This window comes from Streptomyces antnestii (assembly GCF_004005495.1).
In the GTDB taxonomy this organism is placed as follows: Bacteria; Actinomycetota; Actinomycetes; order Streptomycetales; family Streptomycetaceae; genus Streptomyces; species Streptomyces antnestii.
The window spans coordinates 180,919-198,129 of sequence record NZ_RZYA01000012.1 but is presented as its reverse complement, the minus strand read 5'-3'; the positions used below and the strand labels follow the sequence as shown (position 1 = coordinate 198,129).

Genomic DNA, 17,211 nt, shown 5'->3' with positions numbered 1-17,211 from the left:
GGGCGTGGCAGAGACAGCAGCGAAGAAGACCGAGAAGACGACCTCCGGCAGCAGGCCGCGGCTGATGCTCATGGACGGGCATTCGCTGGCGTACCGCGCGTTCTTCGCGCTGCCCGCGGAGAATTTCACGACCGCGACCGGACAGCCGACGAACGCTATCTACGGCTTCGCGTCGATGCTGGCGAACACGCTGCGCGACGAGGCGCCCACGCACTTCGCGGTGGCGTTCGACGTGTCGCGCAAGACATGGCGCTCCCAGGAGTTCCCCGAGTACAAGGCGAACCGGTCGAAGACACCGGACGAGTTCAAGGGTCAGGTGGAGCTGATCGGCGAGCTCCTCGACGCGATGCACACGCCGCGCTTCGCGGTGGACGGGTTCGAGGCGGACGACGTCATCGCCACGCTCGCCACCCAGGCCGAGGCGGCCGGGTTCGACGTCCTGATCGTCACCGGCGACCGGGACTCCTTCCAGCTCGTCACCGACCACGTCACGGTGCTCTACCCCACGAAGGGCGTCTCCGAGCTGACCCGGTTCACGCCGGAGAAGGTCGAGGAGAAGTACGGGCTGACCCCGGCCCAGTACCCCGACTTCGCGGCCCTGCGCGGCGACCCGTCGGACAACCTGCCGGGCATCCCCGGCGTCGGCGAGAAGACCGCCGCGAAGTGGATCAACCAGTTCGGTTCGTTCGCCGACCTCGTGGAGCGCGCCGAGGAGGTCAAGGGCAAGGCCGGACAGAATTTCCGCGACCACATCGAGGCCGTCAAGCTCAACCGGCGTCTGACCGAGATGGTCCGCGACGTCGAGCTGCCCAAGGCGGTCACCGACCTGGAGCGCGCCGCGTACGACCGCACGGCCGTCGCGATGGTCCTCGACACCCTGGAGATCCGTAACCCGTCGCTGCGCGAGCGTCTGCTCGCCGTCGACCCGGGCGCCGAGCAGGCCGAGGAGACGCCCGCCGAGCCCGGCGTCGCGGTCGACGGCACGGTCCTCGCCGCCGGTGAGGTCGCCCCCTGGCTCGCCGAGCACGGCGACACGGCCCTGGGCCTCGCCACGGTCGACACCTGGGCGCTCGGCGCGGGATCCGTCACCGAGGTGGCGCTCGCCGGTGCCGGGGGAGCGGCCGCCTGGTTCGACCCCACCCAGCTCGACGAGGCCGACGAGAACGCGTTCGCGGCCTGGCTCGCCGACGCCTCGAAGCCCAAGGTCCTGCACAACGCCAAGGGCGTCATGCGGGTCTTCGCCGAGCACGGCTGGACCATCGACGGCATCACCATGGACACGGCGCTCGCCGCGTACCTGGTCAAGCCCGGCCGCCGCTCCTTCGCGCTCGACGCGCTGTCCCTGGAGTACCTGGGCCGCGAGCTCGCCCCGGCCGCCGCCGCGGGTCAGCTCGCCTTCGGTACGGAGGACGACGAGCAGGCCGAGGCCGACGCCCTCATGGTGCAGGCCCGCGCCATCCTCGACCTCGGCGAGGCCTTCACCGGCAAGCTCCAGGAAGTCGGCGCCGCCGACCTCCTCAAGGACGTCGAGCTGCCCACGTCCACGCTCCTCGCGCGCATGGAGCGGCACGGCATCTCCGCCGACCGCGCCCACCTCGAAGCGATGGAGCAGATGTTCGCGGGCGCGGTCCAGCAGGCCGTGAAGGAGGCGCACGCCTCCGTGGGCCACGAGTTCAACCTCGGCTCGCCCAAGCAGCTCCAGGAAGTTTTCTTCGGCGAGCTCGCCCTCCCCAAGACGAAGAAGACCAAGACCGGGTACACGACGGACGCGGACGCGCTCGCCTGGCTGGCCTCGCAGACCGAGCACGAACTCCCCGTGATCATGCTGCGCCACCGTGAGCAGGCGAAGCTGCGCGTCACGGTCGAGGGCCTGATCAAGACGATCGCCGCGGACGGCCGCATCCACACGACGTTCAACCAGACCGTCGCCGCCACCGGCCGCCTCTCCTCCACCGACCCGAACCTGCAGAACATCCCGGTCCGCACCGACGAGGGCCGCGCCATCCGCCGCGGCTTCGTCGTCGGCGAGGGCTTCGAGTCGCTGATGACGGCGGACTACAGCCAGATCGAACTGCGCGTCATGGCCCACCTGTCCGAGGACGAGGGCCTCATCGAGGCGTTCACCTCCGGCGAGGACCTGCACACCACGGTCGCCTCGCAGGTCTTCGGGGTCGAGCGCTCCGCCGTCGACGCCGAGATGCGCCGCAAGATCAAGGCCATGTCGTACGGGCTCGCCTACGGCCTGTCCGCGTTCGGGCTCTCCGGGCAGCTGAACATCGAGCCGGCCGAGGCGCGGGTCCTGATGGACACGTACTTCGAGCGGTTCGGCGGCGTGCGCGACTATCTGCGCCGCGTCGTCGACGAGGCGCGCGCCACGGGCTACACGGAGACGATGCTGGGGCGCCGCCGGTATCTGCCGGACCTCAACAGCGACAACCGCCAGCGCCGCGAGATGGCCGAGCGCATGGCACTCAACGCGCCGATCCAGGGCACGGCCGCCGACATCGTCAAGATCGCCATGCTGAACGTGGACAAGGCGCTCACGGACGCGAAGCTGGCGTCCCGGCTGCTGCTCCAGGTCCATGACGAAATCGTCCTGGAGATCGCCCCGGGCGAGGCGGCCGCCGCCGAGGAGCTGGTCCGGCGCGAGATGGCCGGGGCCGTGCATCTGCGGGCCCCGCTGGACGTGTCGGTGGGCGTGGGCACGGACTGGGAGTCCGCGGCGCACTGACCCCTCTCGGGGACGGTGCGGAACGGAACGGGTGAGGGGCGCGGCTTACGGGCTGCGCCCCTCACGTTTTCGGGCTGCGCCCCTGACGTTTCTCGGGGGTGTGCTCCTCACGTCTTCGGGCTGCGCCCCTCGCGTCTTTGGGCTGCGCCCCTGACGTGTTCGGGCTGTGCCCCTTACGTCTCTGGGCTGCGCCCCTCACGTTTTCGGGGGTGTGCGGACGGGGGCGTCAGCGGGATGCCGGGCGGCTCGGTTCCGCCGGAGGCCGCGCCTCCCCATCACCGGCCGGGCCCCGGCGCCCCCGGACCAGCAGCGCGTACAGGGTGAGGCCCAGGGCCAGGCCCGCGCCCGCGCCGAAGCACAGCGTCGGGATGATCTCCCACGGCTTCGCGACGGCGCCCCAGTACGCCCACCAGCGTGCCGTCCGTACCCCCGCGGCCACCGCCACGCACCCGCCGATCACGACGGCCGCCATCCACCGCTCGCTCGCGGAGAGTTCGGGCAGCGCCGCGTGGGCCTCGTCGGCCGCCGCCTCCGGCACGCGCCGCACCGCCGACACCACGAACAGCGCGATCACGACGAGCGCCACCGCCGAACCCCCGTACTGCGCGTACCAGTAGAGAGGGGAGCCGGCGACCTTCTCGCCGAGGACCGGGAACACGCGCATGCCCCACCGGTCGAGATGCGTGAACGCGTCCCACACCACGTGCGTCGTCGCCCCAAGGACGACGGACACGTACCACCACCACACCCGCGCCACCGGCCCCTGACGCCCGCCCGATCGCGCCGTGGGAACCCCTCCCCGCGCCGCCGGCCCTTGACGCCCGCCCCGCCGCACTGCGGGAACCCCTCCCCGCGCCACCGCGAGGACCCGCCCCCGCACCCGGCCCGGCAGCAGGGCGATCGCCGGTTCGCGCAGCAGGCGCCACAGCCCGGCCAGGGCCGCCGCGATCGCCACGTCGACCGTGAGAACACCCGGGAAAGAATGGGTGATATCCCCGAACTCCATCGCCCCGGGAACCGCGCTCGCCGCGAAGTACGTCAGGTCGGGTGCGAACGAGCCCGCCACCAGCAGCGAGGGGACGAGACGGCCGCGCCCCGAACCGTCGCGGCGGACCGCCGGCAGCACCGCTGCGGCATGGCTGATCGTGAACGGCAAGAGTCCCCCTCGGACAGGTCTTGATGCGGCGTCGCCCAGTATGGCTCGCAGGAGATTCGGTGACGCGGACGTGGCCAACCGGCGAAAATCGGGCACGAACAGGTGTCTGCGCGCCGGAAGTTGTCGTAGGGTCGCCTGGGCCACTCCACGCTGGGGAGCGTGGACGGACCCGGAAACTGGTCGGCGATCGGGAGGGGCTCACGGCATGGCGGCGCTATTCGGTAAGCGGTTGCGCAGGGGAGCGATGACGACCGCGGTAGCGGCCGCCGCCGTGGCGGCACTCTCCGCGTCCCAGGCGCCCGGCCTCACCGACACGCACAACGGCGGGCAGTCCACCGCCGACGTGACGCCCCCGCCCGGCGGCTCGGCCACCGGCAACTCCCCGTACTACACCGACCTGCCGCCCCTCAACAGCCCCACCGCGCCCCCGAGCGCGGGCACCGGCGGTCCCAACAGCCCCACCGGCACCGGCGCCGCCGAGGCGGGGATCCCCGCCACCGTCCTCGACGCGTACAAGAAGGCCGAGGCGGAGCTCGCCGCGACGAAGCCGGGCTGCAACCTGCCCTGGCAGCTCCTCGCCGCGATCGGCAAAGTCGAGTCCGGCCAGGCGCGCGGCGGCAACGTCGACGCGAACGGCACCACGATCAGGCCGATCCTCGGCCCGGTCCTCGACGGCAACGGCTTCGCGCGGATCACCGACACGGACAACGGCGCCTACGACGGCGACAGGACGCACGACCGGGCCGTCGGCCCCATGCAGTTCATCCCGTCGACCTGGGCCTGGTCCGGCCGTGACGGCAACGGCGACGGCAAGAAGGACCCCAACAACATCTACGACGCCGCCCTCGCCGCCGGCCACTACCTGTGCCGCGGCGACCGCGACCTGTCCCGGGCCGGCGGCCTGCACGCGGCGATCCTCAGCTACAACCACTCGCAGGAGTACCTCAACACGGTCCTGTCGTGGCTCGAGTTCTACCGCAAGGGCACCCACGAGGTCCCCGACGGCACCGGCGTCCAGCCCGGTGGCCGCAGCGACGGCAGGCCCGGCCCGACGCCGTCGCCGAGCCCGGGAACCTCGCACCCCGCCTCGCCCGGCACGCACAAGCCCACGACGCCGTCGAAGCCCTCCAAGCCGTCCACGCCCGGCGGCGGCAGCGGCTCCCCGAACACCGGCCCCACGAAGCCCGGCGGCGGAGGCTCCGCGAGCCCCACCCCGCCCACGCCCACCGAGTCGGTCGCGCACATCGAGGACGCCGGTACGGGCACCCTCGCCGCCACCGCCGGTGACACCTTCGCCGAGCGCGTCGCCGTCCGCGCGGAGAGCGCCGCGGGCAAGGGCGTCGGCAAGGTCAAGGTGAAGCTCGCCGTCATCGGTGACACCGACGCGGCCTTCACCGGCGGCTTCAAGAGCGTCACCGTCGTCACCGACAGCACCGGCAAGGCCACCGCGCCGCCCCTGAAGGCGGGCGAGGACACCGGCGATTTCACGGTCCGCGCCACCGTCGTCGGCCGGGACCTGCCCGGCCTCGACTACACGGCCACCGTCTCCGCACGCCAGGCCGACACCCTCGCGAGGACCAGCGACAAGGAACTGTCCTGCCAGGCCGGCGGCCAGTTCGCCGACCAGGTCGGGGTCAAGGCCACGTACAAGGGCGCCGCCGCGGACGGGGTCGCCGCCACGGCCACGCTGATCAAGTCCAAGGACGACACGAGCGAGAACGACAAGGGCCCCTACTTCAAGGACGCGGACGGCAAGCCGATCCGCACCCTCAAGGGCCTCAAGACCGACGGCGACGGCCTCCTCCAGCTGCCGAAGCTCTACGCGGACGACGCCACGGGCACGTTCCTGCTCCGCATCGACACGACGGGCGGCGCGACCCTCACCGTCGAACTGAAGGTGACCGCCGCGGCCGCCGCGAGCCCGTCACCCTCGCCGTCCGCGACGTAACCCCGTAGCCCGTAACTCCCTTACGGGACAAGCCCGTCAGCGGAGCCACGCCGCTCCCGCGCAGCCCCCAAGCCGCCCCCTCGCCGTTCACCGGCCGAGGGGGCGGCGCTGTTGTGCAACGTGTTCTCATCTCGCCCCGGCGTTGCTACGGTGCCCCAGCCCTGACGCCCAATCAGATTCGGTGACCCGCCGGGAGGCCGCCATGCGTGCCCTGATCGCCGCCGCGACCGGTCTTGCCGTGGCGCTCGCCCTCGTCCTCACCATCACGGCGATGGGCTCCCCGCCCGGCGAGACCTCGCCCAAACCGCTGCTGACCACCGTCCCCAAGCACCCCTGACCCGCCGAGGAGGCCGCCGCGATGCGCCGCAAGGCCAGCCTGATCCTGCTCGCCCTCGCCGTGTTCTGCACGGCGATGTCCCCGCTCATGCGCTGGTACGCGTTCCCGCGCCTCGCGAAGATCCCGGCCGGCCAGTACCAGAACGCCGTCCTGGAAGCGAAGAACCCGACCCTCCTCGACTACGGCTCGATGCAGTCGAAGAAGGTCTCCAAGGTCACCGTCGTCCAGACGCTCAAGGGCAACGTGGAGGCCTCCGAGCAGGTCGAGAAGAGCGCGGGACGCGACGTCGTCGTCTGGGACTCCCTCTCCTACATCGTCGGACCCGACGGCAAGATGGTCTCCCAGGTCCCTGAGCGCTACGTCTTCGACGCCCACAGCCAGGCCCCCGTCCACCCCACGGGCAAGTACGCCGAGACCGTCGACGGCGACAAGGTCAGGCGCGACGGCATCGAGTTCAAGTGGCCCTTCCTCACCGAGAAGCGGGACTACGAGTACTACGACGCCCAGGCCCGTGTCACCCGGCCCATCCACTACAAGGGCACCCGGACGTTCCGCGGCCTGAAGGTCTACTACTTCGAACAGACCATCCCGTGGATGAAGGTCCCCCTCCCCAGGACGATGCCGGTCAAGGGCATCACCCCGGAGTCTGTCGCCAAGACCGGCACCACCCGCTGGTACACCACGGTCCGCAAGTTCTGGGTCGAGCCCGTCACCGGCGCCCCCGTCTACGGGGAGGAGATCCAGCACAACGAACTCCGCGGCGGCACGCTCCTGGGCGGCCGCGACAGGGTGACGGTCTTCGCGGGGCACGTGAAGATGCGCGAGGACTACATCAGGTCCACCGTCGCCCTGGTCAAGTCCAACCGCGTCCTGGTCGTCCTGCTCACCTCGTACCTGCCGTGGGGCTTCCTCGTCGCCGGCGCGCTCCTGCTCGCGCTCTCCCTGTGGCTGGAGGCCCGCAGCCGCCGTCCTGGCGAGCCCGAGGCGGCCCCCGCCCACGAACCGGAACCCGTCAGCGCCTGATGCCTGTCAGTGCCTGACGTCCGTCAGTGTCTGACGTCCGTCAGCGCCTGAGCCGCGCGCTCGTGTGCCGTGTCGCCACCGCCCCGGCCGGATCCTCCGGCCACGGATGCTTCGGGTACCGGCCGCGCAGCTCGGCCCGCACCGCCCGGTACCCCTCGCGCCAGAACGACGCGAGATCCGCGGTCACCGCCGCCGGACGCCCCGCCGGCGACAGCAGATGCACCAGGACCGGCACGCCGGCCAGGCGCGGGGACTCGTGCAGCCCGAACATCTCCTGCAACTTCACGGCAAGGACCGGCTGTTCGGGGTTCGCGTAGTCGATCCGGATACGGGAACCGCTCGGCACCTCGAAGCGCTCGGGCGCCAGCTCGTCGAGGCGGGCCGCGTCACCGCTCGCCCACGGGAGCAGCCGCCGCAGCGCCTGGCCCGCGTCGATCCGGCCCAGATCGGCCCGCCGCCGCGCCTTGCCCAGCTCCGGCTCCAGCCACTCGTCCACGCGCGCGTGCAGCGCGTCGTCCGACACGTCGGGCCAGGGCGCGCCCAGCGTCCCGTGCAGGAACGCGAGCCGCTCCCGCAGCTCCCCGGCCTCCCGCGACCACCGCAGAAGACCGAACCCCTCCCGCCGCAGCCCCTCCTTCAACGCCTCGCGTACGAGACCCGGGGCGGCCTGCTTCAGCGGGCGCACGGCGAGTTCCACCGCGCCGAGCCGCTCGACGTGCCGCGCCACCAACTCCCCGTCGGCCCACGCCACTTCGTCGCCCTCCGAGTGCAGCGGGGCGGCGGCCCGCAGCGCGACCTCCTCGTCGACGACCGCGGCGAGCCGCACGCGCGCGTGCCCGGCGCCCACCGGCCGGTCGGCGACCGCGACGGCGATCCACGGCGCGCCCCGCAGCCCGGAGCCTTCCCCGAGCCCGGCCCGGGTCCCGGACACCATCAGATACTCGCCGTCCCGCCCCCGCCCCACCCGCTCGGGAAACGCGAGCGCGGCGACGATCCCGGCGACCCGGTCCTCCGTCAGGTCCCCGGACGCCGCCCCCGCCGAAACTTGACCGACGGCACCCGAGAGCCGCCGTACCTCCGTCTTCCAGCGGGCCCCGTACGCGTCGGCGCCACGGCGCGCGGTGCGCCAGGCGGCGGCCAGATCGTCGCCGTACTCGCGCGGGGGCTCCTCGCTCAGCAGGGCGACCACCTCCGCCGCGCGGCGGGCGCCCACCAGCGGGGCCGCGTCCAGGAGGGCGCGGGCGAGGCGCGGATGCAGGCCGAGGCCCGCCAGGCGGGCGCCGCGCTCCGTGGCCCGTCCCGAGTCCGACTCGACCGCGCCGATCGCCGTCAGGACGGACCGGGCCGCCGCCATCGCCCCCTCCGGGGGAGCGTCGAGGAGCGCGAGCCCGGACGCGTCCGGGGCGCCCCAGCACGCCGTCTGCAACGCGAACGCCGTCAGGTCGGCCACCTTGATCTCCGGAGCGGGGAACCGCGGCAGCCGCCCGTCCTCCGCCTCCGTCCAGCACCGGTACACCGCCCCGGGCGCCTCACGCCCGGCACGGCCCGCCCGCTGCCGCCCGGCCGCCTGCGAGGCCCGCACCGTCGTCAGGGCGCTCAGCCCCCGCGCATGGTCCACGCGGGGCTCCCGCGCGAGCCCCGAGTCCACCACGACCCGCACCCCGGGAACCGTCAGCGACGACTCGGCCACCGATGTCGCGAGCACGACCCGCCGCCGCTCACCCGGCGAGAGCACCGCGTCCTGCACCGCGGCCGGCGCCCGCCCGTGCACCTGGAGCACGTCCACCTCGCCCAGGCCGCCCAGCTGCCCGGCCACCCGCGCGATCTCGCCGACCCCCGGCAGGAAACACAGCACGTCGCCGTCCCGTTCCCGCAGCGCCCGCCGCACCACCGACGCCACGTGCGTGAGCAGCGCCGGATCCACCCGCATCCCGTGCGGCGGCCGCACCGCACGCGCGGGCGGCGCCCACACCGTCTCCACGGGATACGAGATTCCCTCGGCCTCGACCACGGGCACCCCGCCGAGCAGCCGTGCCCATCCCTGCGCGTCCGTCGTCGCCGACGCCGCCACGAGCCGCAGCTCCGGCCGCAGCGCGTCCCGCACGTCGCACAGGAACGCCGCGACGGTGTCCGCGTCCAGATGCCGCTCGTGGACCTCGTCGAGCATCACGACATCCACGCCCGCCAGCTCCTGGTCACGCTGGAGCCGCTGCAGGAGCACACCCGTCGTGACGACCTCCACGCGCGCGTGGCGCCCCATCACCCGCTCACCGCGCACCGTGTAACCGACGCTCTCCCCGGCCTTCTCGCCGAGCAGCCATGCCATGCGCCGCGCCGCCGCCCGCGCCGCGATCCGCCGCGGCTCGGCGACGACGACACGCCGCGCGGGCCCGTCACCGACGAGCCCGGCGAGCACCAGCGGCACCAACGTCGTCTTGCCCGTCCCCGGAGGCGCGACGAGAACGGCACCGCCCGGCGCCGCGGGCCCGTCGAGGGCATCGCGCAGGCCGGGCAGCGCACTGCGTACGGGCAGGTCCAGAGCGTCGTCACGGATCACCCGCCCAGTCTCTCCCCCCGGACGGGTGCCAGGGGTAACCCCCTCTGGCTCTGCTCAGCTCAGCTCTTCTTGGCTCTGCTCAGCTCCGCTCGCAGACGAAGATCGCCGTCCCCGGGATCAGGCTGCCGCGCAGCGGGGACCAGCCGCCCCACTCCTGCGTGTTCCACGCGGGCCACTCCGGCTCCACGAGGTCCACGAGCCGGAAACCGCCGGCCACCACGTCACGCACCCGGTCACCGACCGTCCTGTGGTGCTCCACGTACACGGCGTGCCCCTCGTCGTCCTGCTCCACATAAGGAGTGCGGTCGAAGTAGGAAGCCGCCACGGACAGGCCCTCCGGACCCGGCTCGTCCGGGAACGCCCAGCGGATCGGATGCGTCACCGAGAACACGAACCGCCCGCCCGGCCGCAGCACCCGGTGCACGTCCTTCAGTACGCGCACGGGATCGGCGACGAAGGGGAGCGCCCCGTACGCGGAGCAGGCCAGGTCGAACGAGCCGTCCGCGAAGGGCAGCGCGCCGGCGTCCGCCTCCACCAGCGGCACCGCGCCGCCGTCGATGCGCAGGGCGTGCTGGAGCTGGCGGTGGGAGAGGTCGAGGGCGACGGGGTGCGCGCCCTGGGCGGCGAGCCAGCGCGAGCACTGCGCCGCGCCCGCGCCGATCTCCAGGACGGACTTGCCCTTCAGGTCCTCCGGCGGGCCGAGCAGCTCGGCCTCCACCTCGTCGAGGCCCTCGGGTCCCCATACGAAACGGTCGTCCCCGAGGAACGTGCCGTGCTCGACCTGGTAGTCGTCCGCGTTCCTGTCCCACCAGCCGCGATTGGCGCGGGAACTCTCTGTGACTCCGGCGTCACGCCGGGTCGCCTCAGGTTCGGACGGTTCGGGCTCTTGGATGATGGGCTCCCTAGTCGTACTCTTCCGTTCAACCCGTCGCGACGATGGGTGACGCGGCCCGCGTGGCCTCGTGCGACAGGTTTTGTGCCGGGTATGTGGCGTTCCGCCCCGGGTGTGCGCGTTCGCGCATTGACCCTGTCCGGCTGCCCCCGTATGCTACAAGTTGCGCTGCGAGCCTGCGCTCCTCAGACGTAGCAGGCTGCGCTCGCATCTGTATGTATGTCCCCTCGGTAAACGAGGCGCCCCCCTTCCGGAGTGGCGCTTCCTGAGCTGTCCGGCTTCTGCAGTGCGATCACGGGCTCCCGGCGTAGCAGTACCTACGACTTCAATGTCCGCCGGAGCCCTTACCCACATGACGAGCAGCACCGAGACCACCGCCACCACCCCGCAGGTAGCGGTCAACGACATCGGTAACGAGGAAGCCTTCCTCGCCGCGATCGACGAGACGATCAAGTACTTCAACGACGGCGACATCGTCGACGGCGTCATCGTGAAGGTCGACCGGGACGAGGTCCTGCTCGACATCGGTTACAAGACCGAAGGCGTCATCCCGAGCCGCGAGCTCTCGATCAAGCACGACGTCGACCCGAACGAGGTCGTCAAGGTCGGCGACGAGATCGAGGCCCTGGTTCTCCAGAAGGAGGACAAGGAAGGCCGTCTGATCCTGTCCAAGAAGCGCGCTCAGTACGAGCGTGCCTGGGGCACGATCGAGAAGATCAAGGAAGAAGACGGCATCGTCACCGGTACCGTCATCGAGGTCGTCAAGGGTGGTCTCATCCTCGACATCGGCCTCCGTGGCTTCCTGCCGGCCTCCCTCGTCGAGATGCGCCGCGTCCGCGACCTCCAGCCCTACGTGGGCAAGGAGCTCGAGGCCAAGATCATCGAGCTGGACAAGAACCGCAACAACGTGGTCCTGTCCCGCCGTGCCTGGCTCGAGCAGACCCAGTCCGAGGTCCGCCAGACGTTCCTCACGACCCTCCAGAAGGGTCAGGTCCGCTCCGGCGTCGTTTCCTCGATCGTCAACTTCGGTGCCTTCGTGGACCTGGGCGGCGTCGACGGTCTCGTGCACGTCTCCGAGCTGTCCTGGAAGCACATCGACCACCCGTCCGAGGTTGTCGAGGTCGGCCAGGAAGTCACCGTCGAGGTCCTCGACGTGGACATGGACCGCGAGCGTGTCTCCCTGTCGCTGAAGGCGACGCAGGAAGACCCGTGGCAGCAGTTCGCCCGTACGCACCAGATCGGCCAGGTCGTCCCCGGCAAGGTCACGAAGCTGGTTCCGTTCGGTGCGTTCGTCCGCGTGGACGAGGGCATCGAGGGTCTGGTCCACATCTCCGAGCTGGCCGAGCGCCACGTGGAGATCCCGGAGCAGGTCGTCCAGGTCAACGACGAGATCTTCGTCAAGGTCATCGACATCGACCTCGAGCGTCGCCGCATCAGCCTCTCGCTGAAGCAGGCCAACGAGGCCTTCGGTGCCGACCCGTCGGCGGTCGAGTTCGACCCGACCCTGTACGGCATGGCCGCGTCGTACGACGACCAGGGCAACTACATCTACCCCGAGGGCTTCGACCCCGAGACCAACGACTGGCTCGAGGGCTACGAGACCCAGCGCGAGGCCTGGGAGACCCAGTACGCCGAGGCGCAGCAGCGCTTCGAGCAGCACCAGGCTCAGGTCATCAAGTCCCGCGAGGCCGACGCGCAGGCCGAGGCCGAGGGTGCCGTCGCCGGCGCCGGTGCGGCTCCGGCCGCCTCCGGTGGCGGTTCGTACTCCTCGGAGTCGGACGACACCTCGGGCGCCCTTGCTTCGGACGAGGCGCTTGCCGCGCTGCGTGAGAAGCTGGCCGGCGGCCAGAGCTGACCTGATCCCTTCGGGGTTCGGTGAGTCGTAGTTGAAGCGGGCCCGCACCTTTTGGTGCGGGCCCGCTTCCTTTTGTGTGCGCGGAGAGAAACGTGGTGGATACACGAGTAACTCTCGTGCCGTAACAGGCCGTTGCCAGGATCCCCGGATCATCCAAGATCGTGAGGGGAGCCGTCAGCATGGCAGTACAGCAGCGACCGGAGACGGGCACGAGTCGCCGGGCCTTCCTGCGCCACGTCGGTGTGACAGGCGGTGCGGGAGCGATGTTCGCCACCATGGGCGCCCTCGGTCTCGCCCCCACCGCACAGGCGGCATCCCGCGAACAGGCCTACAGCGCACCGAAGTCGGGCGACTTCACGCTCACCGGACGCGGCGCCGCCAAGGTCGTCGTCGTGGGCGGCGGCATCGCCGGACTCGCGACGGCGTACGAACTGGGCAAGGCGGGCTACGACTGTACGGTCCTGGAGGCCAGGGACCGCACCGGCGGCCGCAACTTCACCGTGCGCGGCGGCGACAGCACCGTCGACCTGTACGGCAACCGGCAGACCGCGCGCTTCTCCCAGGGGCAGTACCTCAACGCCGGGCCCGCGCGGCTGCCGCAGTGGATGGTCACGCTCGACTACTGCCGCGAACTCGGCGTACCCGTCGAGGTGTTCACGAACACGAACGCCGACGCGTACCTCTACAATGAGTCCGCCGGCATGACCGCGCCCGTGCGCTACCGCACCGCCAAAGCCGATGTGTACGGCTACGTGGCGGAGTTGCTGGCCAAGGCCACGGACAAGGGCGCCCTCGACAAGGAACTCACCGCGTCCGACCAGGACCGCCTCATGGAGTTCCTCAAGGACTTCGGGGACCTCGGCGACAAACTCACGTACAAGGGCGGGGAGCGCCGCGGCTACACCACGGTTCCGGCCGCCACCGGGACGCCCGGCGTACTGCTCGGCGACGTGCCGTCCGCGTCGGACGTGTTCGCCAGCGGCGTCGGACGGTACTTCTCCTTCGAGTTCGGCTTCGACCAGGCCATGCTGATGTTCCAGCCCGTCGGCGGAATGGACCAGATACCCAAGGCCCTGACACGGGCGATCGGCGCGCACAAGGTGCGTACGGGCGCTGTCGTCAGCAGGATCACGCAGACGGCCGGCGGGGTCACTGTCACGTACACGCAGGGCGGCAGGACCCGGGCCGTCGAGGCCGACTACTGCGTCGGCGCGCTGCCGCCCAACATGCTCGCCAGGATCCCGCACAACCTCGGATCCGGTGTGCAGTCCGCCCTGGAGGCCATCACCCCGCAGTCCGCGGGCAAGATCGGCCTGGAGTACCGGTCCCGCTGGTGGGAGCTCGACCACAAGATCTACGGCGGCATCACCGAGACCGACCTCGATGTCACGCACATCTGGCACCCGTCCTACGGCTTTCACGGCGAGCGCGGTGTACTCGTCGGCTACTACAACTACGACACGGACGCCGACGCGTACGCGAAGCTCACACCGGGTGAGCGGGAGAAGCGGGCCGTGGCCGCCGGGGTGAAGATCTACGGCGACAAGTACCGCACCGAACTCGCCTCCTCCTTCTCGCACCACTGGCGCCAGACCCCGCACCTGGAAGCCGCCTGGCACGACACGCCCGGCGGCCCCGACGACCCCCGCTACAAGCCCCTCAACGAGCCCACGGGGCGCGTCTACTTCGCGGGGGACTGGCTCAGTTACACCGACGCCTGGCAGCACGGAGCGTTCACCTCCGCGCGGCGGGCCGTCACCAAGCTCCACGCGCGCGTGCTGTCCGCCTGAGGCGAACGGCGGCCAAGAGCCCGCTGTGAAGGGGCGCGGGAGGGAATGCCCGCGCCCCACCGCACGTTCTTCTGCAAGAGAGACACGGGGAGAGGCGAGGAGCGGTCACAGTGCTTGATCCGCAGGGTTTGTACGCATGGGAGCCGAAGGGCCTGGCCGTGGTGGACATGGCGCTCGCCCAGGAGTCGGCCGGACTGGTCATGCTCTACCACTTCGACGGGTACATCGACGCGGGTGAGACCGGTGACCAGATCGTCGACCGGGTCCTCGACTCGCTGCCCCACCAGGTCGTGGCGCGGTTCGACCACGACCGGCTGGTCGACTACCGGGCCCGCCGCCCGCTGCTCACCTTCCGGCGCGACCGCTGGACGGACTACGACGTGCCCGCCCTGGAGGTGCGGCTCGTCCAGGACGCCACCGGCGCGCCCTTCCTGCTGCTCTCCGGCCCCGAGCCGGACGTCGAGTGGGAGCGCTTCGCCGCCGCCGTGAAGGAGATCGTCGAGCGGCTCGGCGTCCGCCTCGCGGTCAACTTCCACGGGATCCCCATGGGTGTCCCGCACACGCGCCCCGTCGGCCTCACCCCGCACGGCAACAGGACCGAGCTGGTCCCCGGCCACCGCAGCCCCTTCGACGAGGCGCAGGTCCCCGGCAGCGCGGAGTCCCTCGTCGAGTACCGCCTCATGGAGGCAGGGCACGACGTCCTCGGCGTCGCCGCGCACGTACCGCACTACATCGCCCGCTCGCCGTACCCCGACGCCGCGCTCACCGTCCTGGAGGCCATCACGGCGGCGACCGGTCTGGTGCTGCCGTCCGTGGCGCACGGGCTGCGCACGGAGGCGTACCGCACGCAGACCGAGATCGACCGGCAGATCCAGGAGGGCGACGAGGAGCTCGTCTCGCTCGTCCAGGGTCTTGAGCACCAGTACGACGCGGCGGCGGGCGCCGAGAGCCGGGGCAACATGCTGGCGGAGCCCGCCGACATCCCGTCCGCCGACGAGATCGGCCTGGAGTTCGAGAAGTTCCTCGCCGAGCGCGAGGGCGACGTATAGGCGACGCATAGACGTATGGACGCATAGGCGCGTAGGCGCATAGGGGCTGTGGTCAGCCAGGGGGCCCTCGCCTAAGCTGCCCGCATGCTGAAGGTGGGCCTGACCGGCGGAATCGGCGCCGGCAAGAGCGAGGTGTCCCGGCTGCTCGTGGAGCACGGGGCCGTACTGATCGACGCGGACCGGATAGCGCGGGAGGTCGTCGAGCCCGGGACTCCCGGACTCGCGGCGGTCGTCGAGGCGTTCGGGCCCGGCGTGCTCGCCCCCGACGGGTCCCTCGACCGGCCCGCGCTCGGCGCGATCGTGTTCGCCGACGCGGACCGGCTCGCCGTCCTCAACTCGATCGTGCACCCGCTCGTCGGGGCCCGCTCCGCCGAACTGGAAGCCGCCGCCACCGACGAGTCCGTCGTCGTGCACGACGTACCGCTCCTCGCCGAGAACGGCCTGGCGCCGCTGTACGACCTCGTGGTCGTCGTCGACGCGAGCCCCGAGACCCAGCTGGACCGCCTCGTGCGGCTGCGCGGCATGAGCGAGGAGGACGCGCGCGCCCGCATGGCCGCCCAGGCCACCCGCGAGAAGCGCCTGGAGATCGCCGACATCGTGATCGACAACGACGTTCCGCTCGACGAGCTGCGCCGGCGGGTCGACGCCGTCTGGGCGGACCTCGCACGGCGGGCGGCGGCGGCCTAGGCGGGGACGGGCGTGGTCGTACTGGCGGCGTTCACGTCCCTCGGCGGCCTGGTGGCGTTCCTCGCCGGGGCGTACGGGCTGCGGCGGACCCGCCGGACAAGTGAGGCAGGGCGCGTCGTCCAGGCCCTGGTCAAGTCCCCGCAGCCGGGTTCCGAGCGGCCCCTGCTGCAGTTCGAGACGCACGACGGCCGCGTCGTCGAGGTCCCTTCCCCCGCACCGCCCACCCGGCGACTGCCGCTCCCGGCGGGCGGCCTGGTCGGGATCGCGTACAACGTCGACGACCCGCGCGAGACCGTGCTCATCGGTGCCGAGCGCAGCGGCCTCGACTGGGTGTTCGTGGCCGCGGGCGCGGCGCTGATCGTGCTCGGCGTGATCCTCGCGCTGACCTGGGCATGAGTGCCCGGGAGGTCGGACATACGTACGTCAGGGCCTGACGGGGGAGGAATAGGGCCGACGGTCCACGCTGTTGAACGTGGACGACGAAGGAGGGAGACCGCTGTGCCCCACTCCACCCCGGAGACGCACGTCATCGCCTTCCGCGCCGCCGAGCAGCTGCTCGCCGCGCGCGATCCGCGAGGCGCGGTGAAACTGCTCGACCCGCTCATCGCGGCCCATCCCGAGAGCACGGCGGCCCGCCTGCTGCGCGCCCGGGCCTTCTTCGCCGCCGCCCAACTGCGCGCGGCCGAACTCGAGTTCACCATCGTCCTGGAGCGCGAGCCGGACAATGCGTTCGCGCACTTCGCGCTGGCCCGCACCTATCAGCGTGCCGCGCGGCCCGACCAGGCGAGGCGCCACTTCCGCCTCGCCGCGGCGCTCGACCCGCAGCCGGACTACGTGGCGGCGGCGGGTTTCGACGCGGCGCCGTAAGGACCATGGCCGTCCACCCGTCCACCCGTCTACCTTCGGTGGTCCGGGGGGTCGTATGGCGGCACGTCGGGGCCCGGCTGGTAGTGCGGGCCCTGACGGATGTGGCGGGTGATCATGAAGAGGTCGACGGTGACGATCACCCACAGGACCCCGCACGCGAGCGCCCACCACGGGCGGTCCGTGAGGATGAACGCCACCGTGCCGAAGATCGCCCAGGCCAGACCCCAGATGCTGAGCCAGAGGCGAGCGCGCAGGGCACTGCGCGCGGTCAGCGGTTCACTGCCCGTACGCATCGTCACCACCTCCGCCCGTGAAGAGG

General features: G+C 71.7%; 14 protein-coding genes. 10 read left to right on the top strand and 4 right to left on the bottom strand.

Annotated features, from left to right (window positions below; genetic code table 11):
- Nucleotides 1–4: 4 nt before the first annotated feature.
- Entirely contained in the window at nucleotides 5–2,731 is a 2,727-nt protein-coding gene (gene polA / locus EOT10_RS24630; RefSeq protein WP_127830502.1) for a DNA polymerase I, read from the top strand.
- Nucleotides 2,732–2,957: 226 nt separating this feature from the next.
- Here polA and EOT10_RS24625 read toward each other — a convergent pair whose 3' ends face one another.
- A complete protein-coding gene (locus tag EOT10_RS24625; protein ID WP_127830501.1) occupies nucleotides 2,958–3,887 on the bottom strand; it encodes a DUF4184 family protein in 930 nt (309 codons plus the stop codon).
- A 205-nt stretch (nucleotides 3,888–4,092) separates the two neighbouring features.
- On the opposite strand from EOT10_RS24625, the gene EOT10_RS24620 reads away from it, so the two are divergent.
- The 3 genes from EOT10_RS24620 (at nucleotide 4,093) to pgfA (ending at nucleotide 7,195) form a co-directional block, all read left to right on the top strand.
- Nucleotides 4,093–5,835 carry a lytic transglycosylase domain-containing protein gene (locus tag EOT10_RS24620; RefSeq protein WP_127830500.1) on the top strand — a complete coding sequence of 581 codons (1,743 nt, stop codon included), beginning with the start codon at nucleotides 4,093–4,095 and terminating at the stop codon, nucleotides 5,833–5,835.
- 202 nt (nucleotides 5,836–6,037) lie between these two features.
- Nucleotides 6,038–6,172, top strand: coding sequence for an SPW_0924 family protein (locus EOT10_RS24615; RefSeq protein WP_127830499.1), 135 nt, complete (start codon nucleotides 6,038–6,040; stop codon nucleotides 6,170–6,172).
- A 21-nt stretch (nucleotides 6,173–6,193) separates the two neighbouring features.
- Nucleotides 6,194–7,195 (top strand): cell envelope lipid trafficking protein PgfA, encoded by a 1,002-nt coding sequence (pgfA, locus tag EOT10_RS24610; RefSeq protein ID WP_127830498.1) that lies wholly within the window; start codon nucleotides 6,194–6,196, stop codon nucleotides 7,193–7,195.
- A gap of 40 nt (nucleotides 7,196–7,235) precedes the next feature.
- Here pgfA and hrpB read toward each other — a convergent pair whose 3' ends face one another.
- Together hrpB and EOT10_RS24600 are read right to left on the bottom strand one after the other, a co-directional pair.
- Entirely contained in the window at nucleotides 7,236–9,752 is a 2,517-nt protein-coding gene (hrpB, locus tag EOT10_RS24605; protein WP_127830497.1) for an ATP-dependent helicase HrpB, read from the bottom strand.
- 79 nt (nucleotides 9,753–9,831) lie between these two features.
- Nucleotides 9,832–10,647 (bottom strand): class I SAM-dependent methyltransferase, encoded by an 816-nt coding sequence (locus EOT10_RS24600; RefSeq protein WP_127830496.1) that lies wholly within the window; start codon nucleotides 10,645–10,647, stop codon nucleotides 9,832–9,834.
- Nucleotides 10,648–10,996: 349 nt separating this feature from the next.
- Between EOT10_RS24600 and rpsA the strand changes: the two genes are divergently transcribed.
- The 6 genes from rpsA to EOT10_RS24570 all read left to right on the top strand — a co-directional run bounded on the left by rpsA (nucleotide 10,997) and on the right by EOT10_RS24570 (nucleotide 16,892).
- Nucleotides 10,997–12,499 carry a 30S ribosomal protein S1 gene (gene rpsA, locus EOT10_RS24595; RefSeq protein ID WP_127830495.1) on the top strand — a complete coding sequence of 501 codons (1,503 nt, stop codon included), beginning with the start codon at nucleotides 10,997–10,999 and terminating at the stop codon, nucleotides 12,497–12,499.
- Between the two features lie 179 nt (nucleotides 12,500–12,678).
- Nucleotides 12,679–14,289 carry a flavin monoamine oxidase family protein gene (locus EOT10_RS24590; RefSeq protein WP_127830494.1) on the top strand — a complete coding sequence of 537 codons (1,611 nt, stop codon included), beginning with the start codon at nucleotides 12,679–12,681 and terminating at the stop codon, nucleotides 14,287–14,289.
- A gap of 110 nt (nucleotides 14,290–14,399) precedes the next feature.
- Complete coding sequence (locus EOT10_RS24585; RefSeq protein WP_127830493.1) at nucleotides 14,400–15,338, top strand: PAC2 family protein; 939 nt, start codon at nucleotides 14,400–14,402, stop codon at nucleotides 15,336–15,338.
- Between the two features lie 84 nt (nucleotides 15,339–15,422).
- Entirely contained in the window at nucleotides 15,423–16,025 is a 603-nt protein-coding gene (gene coaE, locus EOT10_RS24580) for a dephospho-CoA kinase (RefSeq protein WP_127830492.1), read from the top strand.
- A 12-nt stretch (nucleotides 16,026–16,037) separates the two neighbouring features.
- A complete protein-coding gene (locus EOT10_RS24575) occupies nucleotides 16,038–16,421 on the top strand; it encodes a DUF3592 domain-containing protein (RefSeq protein ID WP_127830491.1) in 384 nt (127 codons plus the stop codon).
- Between the two features lie 102 nt (nucleotides 16,422–16,523).
- Nucleotides 16,524–16,892, top strand: a complete 369-nt coding sequence (locus tag EOT10_RS24570; RefSeq protein WP_127830490.1) for a tetratricopeptide repeat protein — start codon at nucleotides 16,524–16,526, stop codon at nucleotides 16,890–16,892.
- 29 nt (nucleotides 16,893–16,921) lie between these two features.
- Here EOT10_RS24570 and EOT10_RS24565 read toward each other — a convergent pair whose 3' ends face one another.
- Nucleotides 16,922–17,185, bottom strand: a complete 264-nt coding sequence (locus EOT10_RS24565) for a DUF6343 family protein (RefSeq protein WP_127830489.1) — start codon at nucleotides 17,183–17,185, stop codon at nucleotides 16,922–16,924.
- Nucleotides 17,186–17,211 lie beyond the last annotated feature (26 nt).